Origin of the sequence: Microbulbifer sp. 2205BS26-8 (assembly GCF_030731025.1) — a bacterium.
GTDB classification, from domain to species: domain Bacteria; phylum Pseudomonadota; class Gammaproteobacteria; order Pseudomonadales; family Cellvibrionaceae; genus Microbulbifer; species Microbulbifer spongiae.
The window spans coordinates 19,661-36,434 of sequence record NZ_JAVAMR010000006.1; the positions used below are offsets into that span (position 1 = coordinate 19,661).

General features: G+C 58.6%; 17 protein-coding genes. 12 read left to right on the top strand and 5 right to left on the bottom strand.

What is annotated here, in order from left to right:
• Nucleotides 1-34: 34 nt before the first annotated feature.
• Together Q5Y71_RS03340 and Q5Y71_RS03345 are read right to left on the bottom strand one after the other, a co-directional pair.
• Complete coding sequence (locus Q5Y71_RS03340; RefSeq protein WP_306040083.1) at nucleotides 35-508, bottom strand: copper chaperone PCu(A)C; 474 nt, start codon at nucleotides 506-508, stop codon at nucleotides 35-37.
• Complete coding sequence (locus Q5Y71_RS03345) at nucleotides 505-1,230, bottom strand: N-acetylglucosaminyltransferase (protein ID WP_306040084.1); 726 nt, start codon at nucleotides 1,228-1,230, stop codon at nucleotides 505-507. The genes Q5Y71_RS03340 and Q5Y71_RS03345 overlap by 4 nt, the downstream gene beginning before the upstream one ends.
• Nucleotides 1,231-1,359: 129 nt before the next feature.
• Between Q5Y71_RS03345 and Q5Y71_RS03350 the strand changes: the two genes are divergently transcribed.
• The 11 genes from Q5Y71_RS03350 (at nucleotide 1,360) to coq7 (ending at nucleotide 13,354) form a co-directional block, all read left to right on the top strand.
• Nucleotides 1,360-3,153, top strand: a complete 1,794-nt coding sequence (locus tag Q5Y71_RS03350) for a protein-disulfide reductase DsbD (RefSeq protein ID WP_306040085.1) — start codon at nucleotides 1,360-1,362, stop codon at nucleotides 3,151-3,153.
• Nucleotides 3,154-3,394: 241 nt separating this feature from the next.
• Nucleotides 3,395-3,871 carry a type II 3-dehydroquinate dehydratase gene (gene aroQ / locus Q5Y71_RS03355; protein WP_306040087.1) on the top strand — a complete coding sequence of 159 codons (477 nt, stop codon included), beginning with the start codon at nucleotides 3,395-3,397 and terminating at the stop codon, nucleotides 3,869-3,871.
• Nucleotides 3,872-3,874: 3 nt separating this feature from the next.
• Nucleotides 3,875-4,342, top strand: coding sequence for an acetyl-CoA carboxylase biotin carboxyl carrier protein (gene accB / locus Q5Y71_RS03360; protein WP_306040089.1), 468 nt, complete (start codon nucleotides 3,875-3,877; stop codon nucleotides 4,340-4,342).
• Nucleotides 4,343-4,357: 15 nt separating this feature from the next.
• A complete protein-coding gene (accC, locus tag Q5Y71_RS03365) occupies nucleotides 4,358-5,698 on the top strand; it encodes an acetyl-CoA carboxylase biotin carboxylase subunit (RefSeq protein WP_306040092.1) in 1,341 nt (446 codons plus the stop codon).
• 120 nt (nucleotides 5,699-5,818) lie between these two features.
• Nucleotides 5,819-6,742 carry a 50S ribosomal protein L11 methyltransferase gene (gene prmA / locus Q5Y71_RS03370; RefSeq protein ID WP_306040094.1) on the top strand — a complete coding sequence of 308 codons (924 nt, stop codon included), beginning with the start codon at nucleotides 5,819-5,821 and terminating at the stop codon, nucleotides 6,740-6,742.
• Nucleotides 6,743-6,775: 33 nt separating this feature from the next.
• A complete protein-coding gene (locus tag Q5Y71_RS03375) occupies nucleotides 6,776-8,008 on the top strand; it encodes a DUF3426 domain-containing protein (RefSeq protein WP_306040096.1) in 1,233 nt (410 codons plus the stop codon).
• 248 nt (nucleotides 8,009-8,256) lie between these two features.
• Nucleotides 8,257-9,195, top strand: a complete 939-nt coding sequence (dusB, locus tag Q5Y71_RS03380; protein WP_306040211.1) for a tRNA dihydrouridine synthase DusB — start codon at nucleotides 8,257-8,259, stop codon at nucleotides 9,193-9,195.
• On the top strand, nucleotides 9,192-9,500 hold the full coding sequence (fis, locus tag Q5Y71_RS03385) for a DNA-binding transcriptional regulator Fis (protein WP_306040098.1): 309 nt from the start codon (nucleotides 9,192-9,194) through the stop codon (nucleotides 9,498-9,500). The genes dusB and fis overlap by 4 nt, the downstream gene beginning before the upstream one ends.
• A gap of 149 nt (nucleotides 9,501-9,649) precedes the next feature.
• Nucleotides 9,650-11,221, top strand: coding sequence for a bifunctional phosphoribosylaminoimidazolecarboxamide formyltransferase/IMP cyclohydrolase (purH, locus tag Q5Y71_RS03390; RefSeq protein WP_306040099.1), 1,572 nt, complete (start codon nucleotides 9,650-9,652; stop codon nucleotides 11,219-11,221).
• A gap of 130 nt (nucleotides 11,222-11,351) precedes the next feature.
• Nucleotides 11,352-12,656 (top strand): phosphoribosylamine--glycine ligase, encoded by a 1,305-nt coding sequence (gene purD / locus Q5Y71_RS03395; protein ID WP_306040101.1) that lies wholly within the window; start codon nucleotides 11,352-11,354, stop codon nucleotides 12,654-12,656.
• A complete protein-coding gene (coq7, locus tag Q5Y71_RS03400) occupies nucleotides 12,653-13,354 on the top strand; it encodes a 2-polyprenyl-3-methyl-6-methoxy-1,4-benzoquinone monooxygenase (protein WP_306040103.1) in 702 nt (233 codons plus the stop codon). The genes purD and coq7 overlap by 4 nt, the downstream gene beginning before the upstream one ends.
• A gap of 133 nt (nucleotides 13,355-13,487) precedes the next feature.
• On the opposite strand, the gene Q5Y71_RS03405 is transcribed toward coq7, so the two are convergent.
• On the bottom strand, nucleotides 13,488-13,895 hold the full coding sequence (locus Q5Y71_RS03405) for an OsmC family protein (RefSeq protein ID WP_306040105.1): 408 nt from the start codon (nucleotides 13,893-13,895) through the stop codon (nucleotides 13,488-13,490).
• 311 nt (nucleotides 13,896-14,206) lie between these two features.
• On the opposite strand from Q5Y71_RS03405, the gene crp reads away from it, so the two are divergent.
• Entirely contained in the window at nucleotides 14,207-14,842 is a 636-nt protein-coding gene (gene crp / locus Q5Y71_RS03410; RefSeq protein ID WP_301415245.1) for a cAMP-activated global transcriptional regulator CRP, read from the top strand.
• Between the two features lie 79 nt (nucleotides 14,843-14,921).
• Here crp and trpC read toward each other — a convergent pair whose 3' ends face one another.
• Both trpC and trpD read right to left on the bottom strand, forming a co-directional pair.
• Nucleotides 14,922-15,716, bottom strand: a complete 795-nt coding sequence (gene trpC, locus Q5Y71_RS03415) for an indole-3-glycerol phosphate synthase TrpC (RefSeq protein WP_371876989.1) — start codon at nucleotides 15,714-15,716, stop codon at nucleotides 14,922-14,924.
• The gene (gene trpD, locus Q5Y71_RS03420; RefSeq protein WP_301415247.1) at nucleotides 15,713-16,762 is read right to left on the bottom strand and encodes an anthranilate phosphoribosyltransferase; all 1,050 of its coding nucleotides are present in this window, start codon (nucleotides 16,760-16,762) and stop codon (nucleotides 15,713-15,715) included. Before trpD ends, trpC begins: the two co-directional genes overlap by 4 nt.
• Between the last annotated feature and the right edge of the window lie 12 nt (nucleotides 16,763-16,774).

Genomic DNA, 16,774 nt, shown 5'->3' on the forward strand with positions numbered 1-16,774 from the left:
CCCTTTTACCTCGATAAATAAACATGAATCTGTTTCATTCATGGTGCTGATGCTGGGCCTTATTCACTCCATCCATACGTATGACCGGCACCCGGATATCCAGGTGCGAGGCATCCGCAAAGAGTAAACGCAACAGCAGCGTTTCCCCTGCCTGGAGACGGAGCCCATTGAGCATCAGGTGCACACCGCCAGGTGCCATCTCCAGTTGCTCTCCAGCTTCGATAGCTAGATGCTGCAGTCGGCGCATACGGCTGACACCGCCCCTGTGCTCCGTAGAGTGCAGGTCGGCACTGGCACCTTCTACCTCCGGCAGCGTCACCTCGGTCAGCAACATTGCCCGCATTCCGGTATTGTGCAGGGACAGATAGGCGGCGCTCATGGGCGCTCCCGGCAGTGTTTCACGGGCATAGCCTGCCACCGTGAGGACCGGGGTCGTGCTCTGAGCCTGTGTCGCACACAGCAGCGCTGTGCCGAATATTATCCAGACTGCTATCAATGGATTTTTCATGGGCTCTTCCCACCGGGTTGAACTAGAAGCAGTCGCGCTGGACTGCCGACTTTAATATCCCCCCGCACCCGATAACCGGGTACAGCCTCGCGCAGCTGCTGGTAAATCCAGCGCCCCTCGGCATCATCGCGCGCGACAATAATGACGCGCAACTGCTCACTGCGAATGCGCCGGGCCAGGCGCTGCAACTGCCCTGCGAGTTGTTCCGACCTGGCATTGAGTTCCGCTACCGGGAGGCCAATGCTCTCTCCCTCGGGAAGATCGAAGCGGGCGCGCTCCCGCTCACGAACCAGTTGCCGGCGCACTTCCACCACCAGTGAATTGCCCGGTGCCAGCATCTCAGCACGTTTGAGCAGTGTTTCCACTTCGCCAAAGCCGCGCTGGCGCAGAGCCTCACGGGCCTGTTCGACATAGGTGACCACCAGGGTCTGAATACCGGTCCGGGCCCGGCGATTGCCCGGGTCCAATTGCTGCGCGCGCAGATAGTAGTCATAGGCACTGGCACCGGCCGGCTGAGTCAGGTAGCCCTTGCGCAGGGCCTGCTCGGCACGCTTGAGAAAAAAAGTCACATTGCTCTGGCGAATCTCTTCCGGCGAAGGCCCCGTTTTCTCAGGCGGGGGGGTGGCCGGGGGCCGGATAGGCTTATTAGCGGAACAGGCCCCGAGCACACCGGCCACCAGCAGGCAGATCCCAAGGCTGTGAAGGCGTTCAAATGACGGCAAATCAATCTCCCGCTGTTGTTTTTTTGTACCGCTGACATCGTTATACTGCTGGTGCGACTGAACCCCCACCCGGCACAACAGTCAGAGCTGTACCTCCGACTATAATGAATTTTTTCGTCAATGGCTGTGATGACCAAAACTTTCAGAAATAAGTTCCTCGCCCTGCTGGCAATCCTGTTGTTGGTGCCCGGCGCCAATGCCCAGGGGCAAGACCCCGGCAGTCCTTTTGCCACCCTCAACGACACTCTGGACAATCCCTTTCTGCCGGTTGACGAAGCCTACCGGCAGGACCTTTTGCTGAGCGGCAGCCAGCTCAGTGCTATTTTTGAAATAGCCCCTGAATACTACCTCTACCGCGAAAAACTTGCCCTCTACCGTATTGAAAACGGACAAAAGACCAAATTGCCCCTGAGCCTGCCGAGCGGCGAGGTAATCTGGGATGACTACTTCGAAAAAGAAACCGAAGTCTACCGCGGTCAACTGGAATTCCCCATCCGCCTTGCGGAAACCGGCAAGGTTGTGCAGTTGGAGCTGCACTATCAGGGCTGCGCCGATGCTGGGCTCTGCTATCCACCACAGACCCGTCACTACAGCGTGGACAGCGGCAACGGCAGTATCCGGATGCTGGGGACACCTCCCCGAAATGTCGCAACCCCGGATACACAAGCGCTCTCCCCCCAAGAGAATAACAGCCGTGCCATTACTGTGCCCCTGGCACTGTTGTTTGCTTTCGCCGGCGGGCTGTTGTTAAACCTGATGCCCTGTGTTTTTCCGGTGCTCTCGATCAAACTACTGTCAGTGAGTCAGGCAGCACAGAGTGCCAGCCAGCGCCACCACCACGGCTGGGCCTACAGTATCGGCGTTATTCTGAGTTTTGTCGCCATTGCCGCGGTCATGCTGGCGCTGCGTGCCGGTGGCGAGGCAATCGGCTGGGGCTTCCAATTACAATCCCCGTGGCTGGTGGCCGCCCTGGCTTACCTGTTCTTTGTGATGGGACTCAGCCTTTCCGGTGTCACCGAATTCGGAAGCAGCCTGATGGGCATCGGCGGTCATTTGAACAACAGCCGGGGTTTGCGCGGCTCCCTGGCTTCCGGCGCCCTGGCCACCCTGGTGGCCAGCCCCTGCACGGCGCCACTGATGGGATCTGCACTGGGATTCGCTGTGACACAGCCGGCTGTGCTGGCACTCAGTATTTTTGCCGCCTTGGGCGCTGGAATGGCCGCGCCTTTCCTGTTGTTGACTCACCTACCCACCCTGACAGAAAAACTGCCGCGCCCGGGACCCTGGATGGATCGGCTCAAGCAACTGCTGGCCTTCCCCATGTACCTGACCGCAGTCTGGTTGCTGTGGGTACTGGGGCGGCAAACCGGGGGGGATGGCGTCGCTCTGGTACTCACCGGTGCTGTGGCAATCGCCTTTGCCCTGTGGCTCTGGCCCCGCCACCAGTGGCGGTGGCTGCAGGGTTGCGTGGCGGCGGTGGCCCTGGTCTTGGCCGCATTATTATTGCCGCACCTCAGCACTGCACCCCAGACCCAACAACAGTCTAGCGGCTACTGGCAGCCCTACTCAGCCGAAAAACTGGATGCCGCGCGCAGTGAGGGCCGCGCTGTACTGGCGAACATGACTGCTGCATGGTGTATTACCTGCCTGGCGAATGAACAAATGGTGCTGTCGAGTGATGCCGTGAGCCACGCCATTGAACAACTAGGGATTGTGGCCTTCAAGGGGGACTGGACCAATCAGGACCCCCACATCAGTGCGCTGCTGGCCAAGTACAAGCGCACCAGCGTCCCCTTGTACCTCCTCTATCCCGCCGGCGGTGGTGAAGCCAAGATTCTGCCGCAAATACTGTCGCGCCGTGAATTACTGGCGGACCTTGAGGCCGCAGCCCGAGGCGGGCTGAGCACCTCTTCAACCCCGTAAGGGAAAATACCGTCTCGACAGCCATACATCTGGCCAAACCGTCTTAATATGTATATTTTGCGTTAATTTTAGGCAAATATCGCCGAATTGTCGCTAACTTCTCTAAACTACCCGAAGAGCATGGACACAAGGTCACTTTTGCGGCACACTCCGGCAACAAAGCTCAACTTTCGCGTTTACTGCGAAATCGCCCTTTAAACCAGTTTGGTGTGATTTTCCGGCAATCTTCCCGGAGCGTACTATGGCCAAAATTCTTCTCCTGCACGGCCCCAATCTCAATCTGCTCGGCAGCCGGGAGCCGCACATCTACGGTGTCACCACCCTCGCTGAAGTCAACGAGGCCGCCGCTCACCAGTGCAGTGCTGCCGGCCACACGCTGGAGACCTTGCAAAGCAACAGCGAAGCGGCCCTGTTGGACCGCATCCACCTGGCCGCGACTACCGATGTCGATTTTATCGTCATCAACCCGGCGGCTTTTACCCACACTAGCGTGGCCCTGCGGGACGCCCTGGCGGCAGTTGCCATACCCTTTGTTGAACTGCACCTGTCCAACCCCCATGCCAGGGAGACCTTCAGGCATCGTTCCTATCTTTCCGATTTGGCCTGTGGTGTAGTGTCCGGCTTCGGTCCGCACAGCTACACACTGGCCCTACAGGCGGCCATACACCAGTTGGAAATGGCACCCCGACATCAACGAGTCAAACCTGCGAGTGATTGAACTATGGATATCCGCAAAATTAAAAAACTAATCGAACTGCTCGAAGAATCGGATATCGGTGAGCTGGAGATCAAGGAGGGCGAAGAGTCCGTGCGCATCAGCCGCGGTGTGAGTAGCGCTGCACAACCCGCCGCCCCGGTATACAGTGCACCTGCCCCCGCCACACCGGCGACTGTGCCGGCGACACCCTCTCCAAGCGCTGCCGCGAGCGAACAGGAGTCCAAACCGGAGATCAGCGGCCACGCGGTGAAGTCACCCATGGTAGGCACCTACTACGCGGCACCCAGCCCCGGTGCCGAGCCTTTCGTCAGGGTGGGTCAGCTGGTCAAGGTCGGTGATGTTATCTGCATTGTCGAGGCGATGAAGATGATGAACCAGATCGAAGCCGACAAGGCCGGCACCATTGAAGCCATTCTGCTGGAAGATGGCCAGCCGGTAGAATTTGATCAACCGCTCGTGACCATTGTCTGAGCGGGGTTAGTGACCATGTTTGACAAAATCCTGATCGCCAACCGGGGCGAAATCGCCTTGCGGATTTTGCGCGCCTGTAAAGAAATGGGTATCGCTACCGTGGCGGTGCACTCTCTGGTGGACCGCAATCTGAAGCATGTGCGCCTGGCCGATGAATCGGTGTGTATTGGCCCCAACCCTTCACCACAAAGCTACCTGAATGTACCGGCCATTATCTCCGCGATGGAGATTACCGACGCGGTTGCTGTGCACCCCGGCTACGGCTTCCTGGCCGAAAACGCCGACTTTGCGGAACAGGTGCAAAAGAGTGGCTTTACCTTTATTGGCCCCGCCGCGGATGTAATCCGCCTGATGGGGGACAAGGTTTCCGCTATCGCCGCAATGAAAAAAGCCGGCGTCCCCACAGTCCCCGGCTCCGACGGCTCGCTGCCCGATAACAGCGAGGGCTGCCTGGAGATCGCGCGCAAGATCGGCTACCCCGTTATCATCAAGGCTGCATCTGGCGGTGGTGGCCGCGGTATGCGCGTGGTCGAGCATGAAGCGGACCTGATCAATGCCATCGCCGTCACCAAATCCGAAGCGCAAGCCGCTTTCGGTGATGGCACCGTGTATATGGAAAAATTCCTCCAGAACCCGCGCCATGTAGAAATCCAGGTAATGTCTGACGGCCAGGGCAATGCTGTGCATCTGGGTGATCGCGACTGCTCCCTGCAGCGCCGCCACCAGAAAGTGCTTGAGGAAGCCCCCGCACCGGGGATTCCCGATGCGGTGCGCCGGCGCGTGCAGGAGGCCTGCGTGCAAGCCTGTATCGACATCGGCTACCGCGGTGCCGGCACCTTCGAGTTTCTCTACGAGGACCAGCACTTCTATTTTATCGAGATGAATACCCGCATCCAGGTGGAGCACCCCGTTACCGAAATGGTCACCGGTATCGACCTGATCAAGGAGCAGATCCGCGTCTGTGCCGGCGAGAAACTCTCCCTGCAACAGGCAGACATCGCGATTCGCGGTCATTCCTTTGAATGCCGTATTAACGCAGAGGACCCGCGTACCTTTTTCCCGAGCCCGGGCACGGTGAACAACTTCCATATGCCCGGTGGTTTCGGTGTACGCATAGACTCCCACCTCTACTCGGGCTATTCAGTGCCCCCCAACTACGATTCGATGATTGCCAAGGTCATCACCCATGGGGAAGACCGCGACACCGCCCTGGCGCGTATGCGCGTGGCCCTGTCCGAACTCGTGGTGGACGGTATCAAAACCAATATTCCCCTGCAGGAGGAGCTGGTACGGGATGAAGCCTTTGCCAAGGGTGGGGTGAATATCCATTACCTGGAGAAAAAACTGGGGCTGTAATGCCGCGTCTGCACACATTCTGCCACCTAGTGGCGAACCCCGTTGCCAAGGATGGCAGCCGGTATTGAAACCCTGAGGGCGAGTCCGCCCCAAATCGTATCGATCCACCACGGAACCCCAATGCCCTGGCTGCAACTTCGCGTCGACACCAATCGCATACACGCAGAAAAGATTGAGGAGGCCCTGCTTTTGGTCGGTGCCGTCTCCGTCTCCCTGCAAGACAATGCCGATCAGCCTATTCTCGAACCCGCACTCGGCGAGGCCCCCCTCTGGGATCAGACCCGGGTGACCGGTCTGTTCCATGCGGAAATCAACACGGTGGCCACAGAGGCCAAAGTGGCCGCCTTGCTCAGCGCACCGCTGCCCAACGCCCGCTGGGAGCAACTGGAGGACCGGGACTGGGAGCGGGCGTGGATGTCCCACTACAAACCCATCCGGTGTGGCGAAAACCTGTGGATCTGTCCCAGCTGGTGTCAGCCCCCACACCCCGAGGCGATCAACCTGCTGCTCGACCCCGGCCTTGCCTTCGGCACCGGCACCCACCCCACCACATTTCTCTGCCTGCAGTGGCTGGCCGAGGAGCCACTGCAAAGCCGAAGCGTGATCGACTTCGGCTGCGGTTCCGGCATCCTGGGTATCGGCGCCCTGCTCCTTGGTGCCGAGCGCGCCATGGGTGCCGACATTGATCCGCAGGCACTGATCGCCAGCCGTAGCAACGCTGCACGCAACGGTATAGACCCCGAGCGCTTTCCAGTCTATCTGCCGGAACAGATGCCGCGGGAACCGGCGGATATCCTGCTCGCCAATATCCTGGCGGGCCCCCTGATGGAACTCTCCTGCAAAGTGATTGACCTGACCAGGATCGGCGGTCGCATCTGCCTGTCGGGTATCCTTGCCTCCCAGGCAGAACAGGTGAAGGCAGCCTACAGGCAGCATGTTGCATTCGACGAAGATCGGGAGCGGGCGGGCTGGGTGCGCCTGAGCGGCACCCGTGTCCGTCAAATGCACCAGGCACCACTACGCGGGGGCCGGGGAGACTGGTAGACTTGGCCGCAAAACACACTGCGTCACAATCGAATGTCCCAACTGGTCACCCGCTGCCCCCATTGCAACACCGCATTTCATGTCAACGGTCAGCAACTGCGCGCCGCACGCGGTACGGTGCGTTGCGGCTCCTGCCTGCAAGTGTTCCGTGCAGACGAAAACATCGTCTTCAACGATACGGATACCGAGATCTCCAGCTCGCTGCTCGAGACTCTGTTGGAAGACGACGACTTCCTGATCCACGATGATATGGAGCTGGATGAGACTGAATCGAAGACAGAGAAACGGCAGCTGTCCCCCGCCCCTCCCCCGCCGACCCGACAACCAGTGCCAGAAAGAGAGACTGCAGCGGAACCGCCCCCGGTAGATACACACAGTGAGGGGGATTCGGCCCCCGCCATCGGAGAGGCATTTGGCGATAGTGATTGGCAGCTGCCGGACCCTGAAAGAGTGTCTGGAGAGAGGCCCGATGAAGACCTCGGCGATGTGCTCAAGCCCGATGACGACCCTATCTCTGGCTCAGACATTGCTCCGGCCGGATCGGCAAGCGGCGCAAACGCCCCACAGACCAGCGCGGGGAAACAATCACAAGGTCACACTTGCGGTCAGTCCCCTTTAGCAACACTGTCAACACAAAGGCCTTCCGATCCCCTGAGGGAAGGAGCGGGGGAGCGTAGAGAACCTTTTTTTGCTTCCGTGAATACAGCTGGCACGGAACCGGGAGGCGAGCCACTGATCTCCTCCATTCAGCCAGTGCCTGTGGAAATGATTTGGGGCTCTCCACAGCAAAAAGCCACACACCCCTGGCTGTGGGGGGGGCTACTGTCCCTGTTGACCCTCACACTGCTCGCGCAGGTGGCCTATTTCCAGTTTGACACCCTCAACAAAAAACAGCCCTGGCGCAGCTTGTATGCCGCGACCTGCCCTGTGTTCGGTTGTTCCCTGCCCCAGCTCAGGGACCCCAACGCCATACAGGCTTCCAACCTAATGGTGCGCAGCCACCCCCAGCGAAACGGGGCCCTGGTGGTAGATGCAGTGCTGCTCAATACGGCGCCCTACCCCCAGCCTTTCCCCAGTCTGTTATTGCAGTTCACTGACCTGAAAGATAAAGCGGTAGCCAGCCGCCGGTTTACGCCTCAGGAATACCTCCAGGGCGAACTCGCGGGCCGCAAACTGATGCCACCGGCAAGTCCGATTCATCTCGCTATTGAGATAGTGGACCCCGGCGCCGAAGCGGTTAACTACGAGTTGAATATCACACACTGAAGCTTGGCTTTAGGCCAATACCTCCTACCAGATTGGCACTTAAAACAACAAGAATCGACCACTCTGCAGGCTAAATGCACAGGGATCGATCAAATTGTCCGCTTTTTCGCTTTTCCAATACCCCACCAGCCGCTATCATAGGCCGCTGTTTTGCCAGGGTCTTGAGCGGCCCCTTCCAGAGAAATGGAGCTGCCGTGCCCACTGCCATAGGTCCCTATATTATCGACAGTCCGGTAATTTTGGCGCCAATGGCCGGTGTGACCGACCGCCCCTTTCGTCAGCTGTGCCGCCAACTTGGCGCCGGGCTGGCTGTCTCGGAAATGGTGACCTCAGACACCCGCCTGTGGGGCAGCCGCAAGTCCCGGTTTCGCCTGGATCACTGCGGTGAAATGGCACCCGTGTCAGTGCAGATCGCCGGTGGTGACCCCGAGATGATGGCCGAAGCCACCCGGGAGAATGTACGTCGTGGCGCGCAGATTATCGATATCAATATGGGCTGTCCGGCAAAAAAAGTGTGCAAAAAGGCCGCTGGTTCGGGGCTGCTGAGGGATGAAAAGCTGGTTGCAGACATTCTCCAGGCGGTAGTTCAGTCGACTTCGGTCCCGGTGACACTGAAAATCCGCACAGGCTGGTGTCCGGATTTTCGCAATGGCACCACTATTGCCAAAATGGCCGAGGATGCCGGGATCGCTGCACTGGCAGTTCACGGCCGCACGCGCGCCTGCGGGTACCGCGGGGAAGCTGAATTCGATACCATTGCCGACATTGTATCCCGGGTTAAAATCCCGGTTTTTGCCAATGGCGATATCACCAGTGCGGATAGAGCCCGCGAGGTGCTCGATTACACTGGCGCAGCAGCGGTGATGATCGGCCGCGCCGCACAGGGACGACCTTGGATTTTTCGGGAGATAGCCCATTTCCTCGCCACCGGTGAGCGGTTGCCCGAACCGACATTGGATGAAGTCAGAAAAATACTGCTCACGCATTTAGGTGAGCTACACCGGTTTTACGGTGAATTGATGGGGGTCCGTATCGCCCGCAAGCACGTGGGCTGGTACTTGAAGACACTTGCAAACAGCGAGTCCTTCCGCAAGACCTTTTTCCAAATAGAGAACGCAGAAGTACAAAATGCCAGCGTTCACGAGTGGTTTGAACGCCGAATAACGAGAGGGGCACAAGCGGCATGAACAATGACGTATTGATTCCGGATACTGGCAGCGAAGAGGTATCCTCCAGGGGGCAGACACAATTAGCACAGCCTCAACAGCAATCCCTGCGGGATGCCGTTGAGCAGGCGATGGAAAACTACTTCCGGCATCTGGATGGCCAATTGGTGACCGAAGTCTACGACATGGTGCTGTCAGAGATAGAATCCCCCATGCTTGAAGTCGTAATGAAACATACCCGCCACAACCAGACCCGCGCCGCTCAGCTGCTGGGCCTCAATCGCGGCACTCTGCGCAAGAAGCTGAAGCGCTATGGACTGTTGTAAGCCGTCGTCAGCGTAAGCATGGCACGAAGGGGGGTGGGGTTTCTCACCCCCCTTCCCTATTTCCCCCACCGTCATTTTCGCCGCCGCACTGGAAACCTGGCAGAAAGCCGGTGGCGAATCCTTTGCAAAAATCAGTTGGACCAAGTGCAATGACAGACAAGGTAGCAATCCGCCGCGCACTGATCAGTGTCTCCGACAAAAGTGGCATCATTGAGTTTGCCCAGCAACTCTGCGCAATGGGTGTTGAAATGCTCTCTACCGGTGGCACCTACCGGAAACTGAAAGAAAACGGCATTCCGGTCATCGAAGTCTCCAGCCATACCGGTTTTCCCGAGATGATGGATGGGCGCGTGAAAACCCTGCACCCCCTGGTACACGGCGGCATCCTCGGTCGCCGTGGCACCGATGACACCGTCATGCGCAAGCACGGCATTGCCCCAATCGATATGGTGGTTGTGAACCTCTACCCGTTCACACAGACCGTGACCAGACCGAGCGCCTCACTGGAAGATGCTATCGACAATATCGATATTGGCGGCCCCACCATGGTGCGCGCAGCGGCCAAGAACCACAACGACGTCGCTATCGTGGTAAATGCCGGCGATTACACAGGCATTGTGGATGAGATGAGAGCCAACGAAGGCGCGCTCAGCTATGCCAGCCGCTTCGATCTGGCCGTGAAGGCCTTCGAGCACACCGCCGCCTACGACGGCGCTATCGCCAACTACCTGGGTAGTATCAAAGACAGCGAAACACAGCGGTTCCCGCACACTTACAACAGCCAGTTCATCAAGAAGCTGGATCTGCGCTACGGTGAGAACCCCCACCAGCAGTCCGCTTTCTACACGGAAGCCAAGCCGACCGGGGCAAGTATTGCCACCGCCACCCAGTTGCAGGGGAAAGCGCTGTCGTACAACAATATTGCCGACACAGATGCGGCGTTGGAGTGTGTGAAAGCGTTCGACGAGCCCGCCTGTGTGATTGTCAAGCACGCCAACCCCTGCGGCGTAGCCATTGCCAAAGAGCTCTGCAAGGCCTACGAACTGGCCTTTGCCACCGACAGAGAGTCCGCATTCGGCGGTATTATCGCCTTTAACCGCGCACTGGACGGCGCCACAGCGCGGGCCATTGTTGAGCGCCAGTTTGTCGAAGTGATCATCGCGCCATCCGTCTCCGCAGAGGCCAGGCAGGCCGTTGCGGAAAAGAAGAACCTGCGCCTGCTGGTGTGCGGTCCGTGGGATTCAGGACACGTGCCAGAGCTGGACTACAAACGCGTCAACGGCGGCCTGCTGATACAGGAACGTGACGACGTTATTATTACCGCTGCCAATTTGACCATGGTATCCAGGCGCCAGCCCAGCAAAGATGAAATTCGCGACCTGTTATTTACCTGGAAAGTCGCCAAGTTCGTCAAATCCAATGCCATCGTTTACGGTAAAGACGGCCGTACCATCGGTGTGGGCGCCGGCCAGATGAGCCGCGTCAATTCCGCGCGCATAGCCGCGATCAAAGCCGAGCAGGCCGGCCTCGCGGTGCAGGGTTCCGTGATGGCCTCAGACGCCTTCTTCCCCTTTCGCGACGGCATCGACAATGCCGCTGCCGCAGGCGTCCGAGCGGTCATCCAGCCAGGCGGTTCCCTGCGCGATGAAGAGGTGATCGCGGCAGCGGATGAACACGATATGGCCATGGTCTTTACCGGCATACGTCACTTCCGCCACTGAGCTGGAGTGGGGCATCCCCGTGCCTGCACGGCCGACCGGCAAGGCTTTCCCCGCACCGATTCCGCGTTACACTAGTGCAACAAATATCGACTCAACAGGCCAATCAGGTCTATTCAGGGGGGATTGAACAGTGAATGTATTGGTTATCGGTGCCGGTGGCCGGGAACACGCACTGGCGTGGAAGGCCGCACAAAATCCGGCTGTAGGCACTGTATTTGTGGCACCGGGCAATGCCGGCACCGCGCGCGAAACCGGACTGCAAAACGTCGCCATCGGTGTGGACAACTTCTCCGCCCTGGCAGATTTTGCCGAGGAACATGCGGTGGCACTCACTATCGTCGGCCCCGAGGCACCCCTGGTTGACGGCATTGTGGACTTCTTCAATGGTCGTGGCCTCGCCATTTTCGGCCCCAGCAAGGGTGCCGCCCAACTAGAGGGCTCCAAGGCCTTTACCAAGGATTTTCTCCAACGTCACAAGATCCCCACCGCCGCCTACCGCAATTTCACCGAGATTGACCCGGCCATTGACTATATTCGCGAATGCGGAGCCCCAATTGTCGTGAAGGCAGACGGTCTCGCCGCCGGCAAAGGCGTGATCATAGCGGAAACCGAACAGCAGGCTGAACTGGCAGTACGGGATATGCTGTCTGGTAACGCCTTTGGCGATGCCGGCTGCCGGGTGGTGATTGAGGAATTCCTGCAGGGGGAAGAGGCCAGCTTTATCGTGATGGTCGATGGCAAGAACATACTGCCCATGGCCACCAGCCAGGATCACAAGCGGGTTGGCGATGGCGACACCGGTCCCAACACCGGTGGCATGGGTGCCTATTCCCCCGCTCCGGTGGTCACAGACAGTGTTTACCTGCGCATTATGCGAGAAGTGATTGGACCCACCGTGCAGGGGCTGGCTGCTGAGGGTATACCCTACACCGGTTTTCTTTATGCGGGGTTGATGATCGACCCGCAGGGCGCGCCGCGGGTCATCGAGTACAATTGCCGCTTTGGCGACCCGGAAACACAACCCATCATGATGCGCCTCAAGTCCGATCTGGTGAACCTGTGCCTGGCCGCCCTGGACAGCAAACTCGACCGCGCACAGGCCGAATGGGACCCGCGCCCGGCCCTGGGTGTGGTGCTCGCCGCACACGGCTACCCCGGCAGCTATCGCAGGGGTGATGCCATTGGCGGCCTGGAGAGCGCCGGCAGTGACCGGGCAAAAATCTTCCACGCCGGTACCGCTGAAGATGGAAACCGCGTGGTGACCAATGGTGGGCGGGTCCTATGCGCCACAGCCCTGGGCGACAGTGTTGCCGATGCCCAGGCCAATGCCTATACGGCGGCACGCGCCATCTACTGGGATGGTCTCTTCTATCGCAGAGATATCGGCTATCGCGCCATCGAGAGAGAAGAGGTCACTGCCGGAGAACAGCCATGACAACAACACAGGACCACGGCACCCGGGAGTCAACGCAGCAGCGCGTGCAGCCTGTGGGTAAACGCCATCTGAGCGGGCTCGACCGCTTGCTTGTCCAGGCCGACCGGGCCCTGCGCACCCTGAGCCCCGGCGAACCCTGCCATGGGCGGCCTTCCCCTGCCAGGGCCGAGGCAGAGGCCGAACTCAGCAGCTCGGAACGCAGACATGCCGCCGGCCTGATGCGGGTCAATCACAGTGGCGAAGTCTGCGCCCAGGCGCTCTATCAGGGCCAGGCACTCACCGCGAAACTGGCGAAAGTGCGCAGCGAAATGGCGCGCGCCGCCGATGAAGAGATAGATCACCTGGCCTGGTGTGAACAGCGCCTGCAAGCACTGGACAGTCGGCCCAGCTGGCTCAATTCCCTCTGGTACGGCCTGTCTTTCGGCCTCGGCGCCGCCGCCGGCAAGATCAGCGACCGCATCAGCCTGGGCTTTGTGGCCGCTACCGAGGAACAGGTATGTAAACACCTGCAGGACCACCTGGAAAAACTGCCGAGCCGGGACAAGAAAAGTCGCGCGGTGGTAAAGCAGATGCTGATCGACGAGGAAGCGCACGCCCATGCAGCACTGTCTGCCGGTGGGCGTCGTTTTCCCCGGCCCGTTAAGGGCGTTATGTCGCTGGTGGCAAAAGTAATGACCTCCACCAGCTATAGAATCTGAGGACAATACGCCGAGTGGTGATCGTGCTCCAGGGAATCACGCAAGTGGCTTTTACGGGATGGTTGCACGCGATCATACAATGGCTTCGAGCGCCCAGTTTTATCGCCGCCCGATTATTCCGGCAGTATTTCAATCACGCCTCTTCAACACGGTAGCGGTGTACTATCTCCACCCCGGCATTGCGCAGCATAATAGAGGCGGAACAGTATTTTTCCGCAGAGAGCCTCACCGCCCGCGCCACATGACTTTCTTTCAGCCCGCGACCACGCACCACAAATTCCATATCTATCCGTTCAAACGGCGAGGGGCTTGTATCCGGTCGTGCCCCATCCAGTTCACAATGGCAGGAAATAATATTCTGGCGCGCTTTCTGCAGAATAGAAACAACATCATAGGCGGCACAACCGCCGACACCCAGCAAAATCATTTCCATGGGGCGAACGCCGTTATTGGAGCGCCCACCTTCCATCACCACTGCATTCCCACTGCCGGCTTCACCGACAAACATGACATCTCTGACCCAGGTTACCTTGCCCCGCATTCGCACCCCCCCCACGAAATTCCAAGTCGCAAAGCTTAGCATATTGCGCAAGATTATCCCGGTGTCCGCCTATTTCCTGTATAGTGTCTGCACGCCTCCGCGCGAAATGCCCCACAGCACCATTTCAGCAGTGCCAGTGACACCTGAGCCATACTGAAGTCCAATCCCGCCAGTACCAGAGTGTCACAGGTCACAATGCGGAACTTTGCCACCACCAACCTCTGTTGGGGATGCTTTTTTCGCGCGATAATTCAACAGTGCTCCGCTGCTCAAGCCTGGATAGAGCACGAGACAAAAATGAGGAATACATCGTGACGGTTGCTATCGAAGAACCCATAACCATCGGCAATATTGAAGACTTTCTGGCCCATTGCCACCGGCGTCGCTACCCGGCCAAGAGCACAATTATCTATGCCGGCGACCGCTGTGAATCCCTGTATTTTATTATACGCGGCTCGGTAACCGTGCTGATTGAGGACGACGAGGGCCGAGAGATGATCGTCGCCTACCTGAATGATGGGGACTTTTTCGGTGAGATGGGGCTCTTTGATCAGGATACCCGCAGTGCCTGGGTACGCACTAAAACCGAGTGCGAGGTGGCGGAAATCTCCTACACCAAATTCCAGGAGCTGACCCGCCAGCACCCCGAGTTCCTGTTTGCCCTGGCCACACAAATGGCGGGTCGCCTGCGCAATACCACGCGCAAGGTCGGTGATCTGGCATTCCTGGATGTCACCGGACGCGTGGCGCGCACCCTGCTGGATTTATGCAATGAGCCCGATGCAATGACACACCCCGAGGGGATGCAGATTAAAATTACCCGCCAGGAAATCGGTCGTATCGTCGGCTGTTCACGGGAAATGGTGGGGCGGGTGCTGAAGACTTTGGAAGAACAGGGTCTGGTCTCCGTTAAAGGCAAAACCATGGTGGTCTACGGCACCCGCTGAGCCCAAGCGATGACACAGAACAAAAACAGGCGATCCTATGATCGCCTGTTTTTGTTCAGCCGCATAAAAAGATAACAGCTCAGTTAAACATCTCCATCAATTTGCGTCCGGGTTCCCGCTCGCGCATAAACGCCTCACCCACCAGGAAAGTATCGACGCTGTGCCCACGCATGGCCGCGACATCATCGGTGGTATGAATGCCGCTTTCGGTCACTACAATGCGGTCAGAAGGCACCAGGTTGAGCAATTTAAATGTATTTTCCAGGTGTACCTCGAAGGTGTGCAGATCGCGGTTGTTGATACCAATCAAGCGGTTCTGCAGAACCAGCGCGCGCTCCAACTCACGGCGGTTGTGCACTTCCACCAACACATCCAGACCGAGCTCCCGTGCCAAACCGTTGAAATCCTGCATTTGCTGATCCTCCAGACAGGCGGCAATCAGCAGGATACAGTCGGCCTCGATAGCCCGCGCTTCGTAAACCTGGTAGGGGTCCACGGTAAAGTCCTTGCGCAATACTGGCAGACGCACCGCATTGCGCGCCTGTTGCAAATAGCTGTCGGCACCCTGGAAGAAATCGACATCGGTCAGTACCGACAGACAAGCCGCACCACCCTTTTCATAGCTGGTGGCAATTTCCGCAGGCAAAAAATCCTCGCGGATCACCCCTTTGCTGGGAGAGGCTTTTTTGATTTCCGCAATCACTGCGGCTTCGCCTTCGGCAATCTTGCGTTCCAGTGCAGCCACAAAACCCCGCACAGGGGCCTGGTCTCTTGCGCGCAAGCGCATCTCTTCCAGGGTACACTGAGACTTGCGCTCTCGGATTTCCTGCCATTTGCGCGCAATAATGGCGTTGAGAATCGTGGGGGTGCTCACGATCGTACCTCCTCTGGACGGAAGGCACTACTGAAAGCGACCAGGTCATGGATTTTCTCAGCGGCGAGGCCACTGTCGATCGCATCCTGAGCCATGGCGACACCCTGCCCAGCGGTGGTCGCTACACCACTCACATAAATGGCCAGGCCGGCATTCAGGGCAATAATATCCGCAGCTTTTTGACCATTCACGGTCGAGCGCTTGCCGAGGGCATCGCGAATTAACACCAGGGAATCCTCGGGACCGGATACACTGAGGCCACTCAGATCACGGCGCTGTAAGCCGAAGTCCTCCGGGCGCAGCAGAAATTCTGCAACAACCCCGCCTTTCAACTCCACGGCAAAAGTGTCCGCGGCGAGACTGGCTTCATCCAGGCCGTCATCACTGTGCAGTACTAGTACATGCTCGGAACCGAGGTGCTTAAGCACCTCGGCCAGTAAGCGGCAATAGCGCTTCTCATAGACTCCAATCACCTTGCGTTTGACGCCCGCGGGGTTGGTCATGGGGCCGAGTAGATTGAAAATGGTGCGCAACCCCAGCGCCTTGCGTGCCGGCCCCACATGGCGTACCGCACTGTGAAAGCTGGGGGCAAACATAAAGCCAATACCGATAGTTTCCACACAGCGGGCCATTTGCTCCGGACTCAGCTCAAGAAAAACACCCGCGCGCTCGAGCAGGTCGGCGGAACCACTGCTGGAGGAAACCGAGCGATTGCCATGCTTGGCCACCCTGGCACCCGCCGCCGCCGCGACAAAGCTACTGGCAGTGGAAACATTGAAAAGGTTGGCGCCATCGCCACCGGTGCCGACAATATCCACGGTGTTATCCAGATTCAGCTCCACCCTGGTGGCCAGCGCGCGCATGGTTTCCACGGCACCTACGATTTCATCGACGGTCTCACCGCGGATACGCATTGCGACCAGCAGCGCGCCAATCTGGGCTTCCTCCGCCTCGCCACACATAATCTGGCCCATGGTTTCGCGCATTTCCACACGGGTGAGATGTTCCCCATCCACCAGTTTGGCGATGGCTTGTTGAATATTCATGCTGCTCCCCTT

What these genes read in the sequence shown, in the direction of transcription:
- Q5Y71_RS03340 (WP_306040083.1), bottom strand. Translation starts at nt 508, where the DNA reads ATGAAAAATCCATTGATAGCAGTCTGGATAATATTCGGCACAGCGCTG.
- Q5Y71_RS03350 (WP_306040085.1), top strand. Translation starts at nt 1,360, where the DNA reads ATGACCAAAACTTTCAGAAATAAGTTCCTCGCCCTGCTGGCAATCCTG.
- aroQ (WP_306040087.1), top strand. Translation starts at nt 3,395, where the DNA reads ATGGCCAAAATTCTTCTCCTGCACGGCCCCAATCTCAATCTGCTCGGC.
- accB (WP_306040089.1), top strand. Translation starts at nt 3,875, where the DNA reads ATGGATATCCGCAAAATTAAAAAACTAATCGAACTGCTCGAAGAATCG.
- accC (WP_306040092.1), top strand. Translation starts at nt 4,358, where the DNA reads ATGTTTGACAAAATCCTGATCGCCAACCGGGGCGAAATCGCCTTGCGG.
- prmA (WP_306040094.1), top strand. Translation starts at nt 5,819, where the DNA reads ATGCCCTGGCTGCAACTTCGCGTCGACACCAATCGCATACACGCAGAA.
- Q5Y71_RS03375 (WP_306040096.1), top strand. Translation starts at nt 6,776, where the DNA reads ATGTCCCAACTGGTCACCCGCTGCCCCCATTGCAACACCGCATTTCAT.
- dusB (WP_306040211.1), top strand. Translation starts at nt 8,257, where the DNA reads ATGGCCGGTGTGACCGACCGCCCCTTTCGTCAGCTGTGCCGCCAACTT.
- fis (WP_306040098.1), top strand. Translation starts at nt 9,192, where the DNA reads ATGAACAATGACGTATTGATTCCGGATACTGGCAGCGAAGAGGTATCC.
- purH (WP_306040099.1), top strand. Translation starts at nt 9,650, where the DNA reads ATGACAGACAAGGTAGCAATCCGCCGCGCACTGATCAGTGTCTCCGAC.
- coq7 (WP_306040103.1), top strand. Translation starts at nt 12,653, where the DNA reads ATGACAACAACACAGGACCACGGCACCCGGGAGTCAACGCAGCAGCGC.
- Q5Y71_RS03405 (WP_306040105.1), bottom strand. Translation starts at nt 13,895, where the DNA reads ATGCGGGGCAAGGTAACCTGGGTCAGAGATGTCATGTTTGTCGGTGAA.
- trpD (WP_301415247.1), bottom strand. Translation starts at nt 16,762, where the DNA reads ATGAATATTCAACAAGCCATCGCCAAACTGGTGGATGGGGAACATCTC.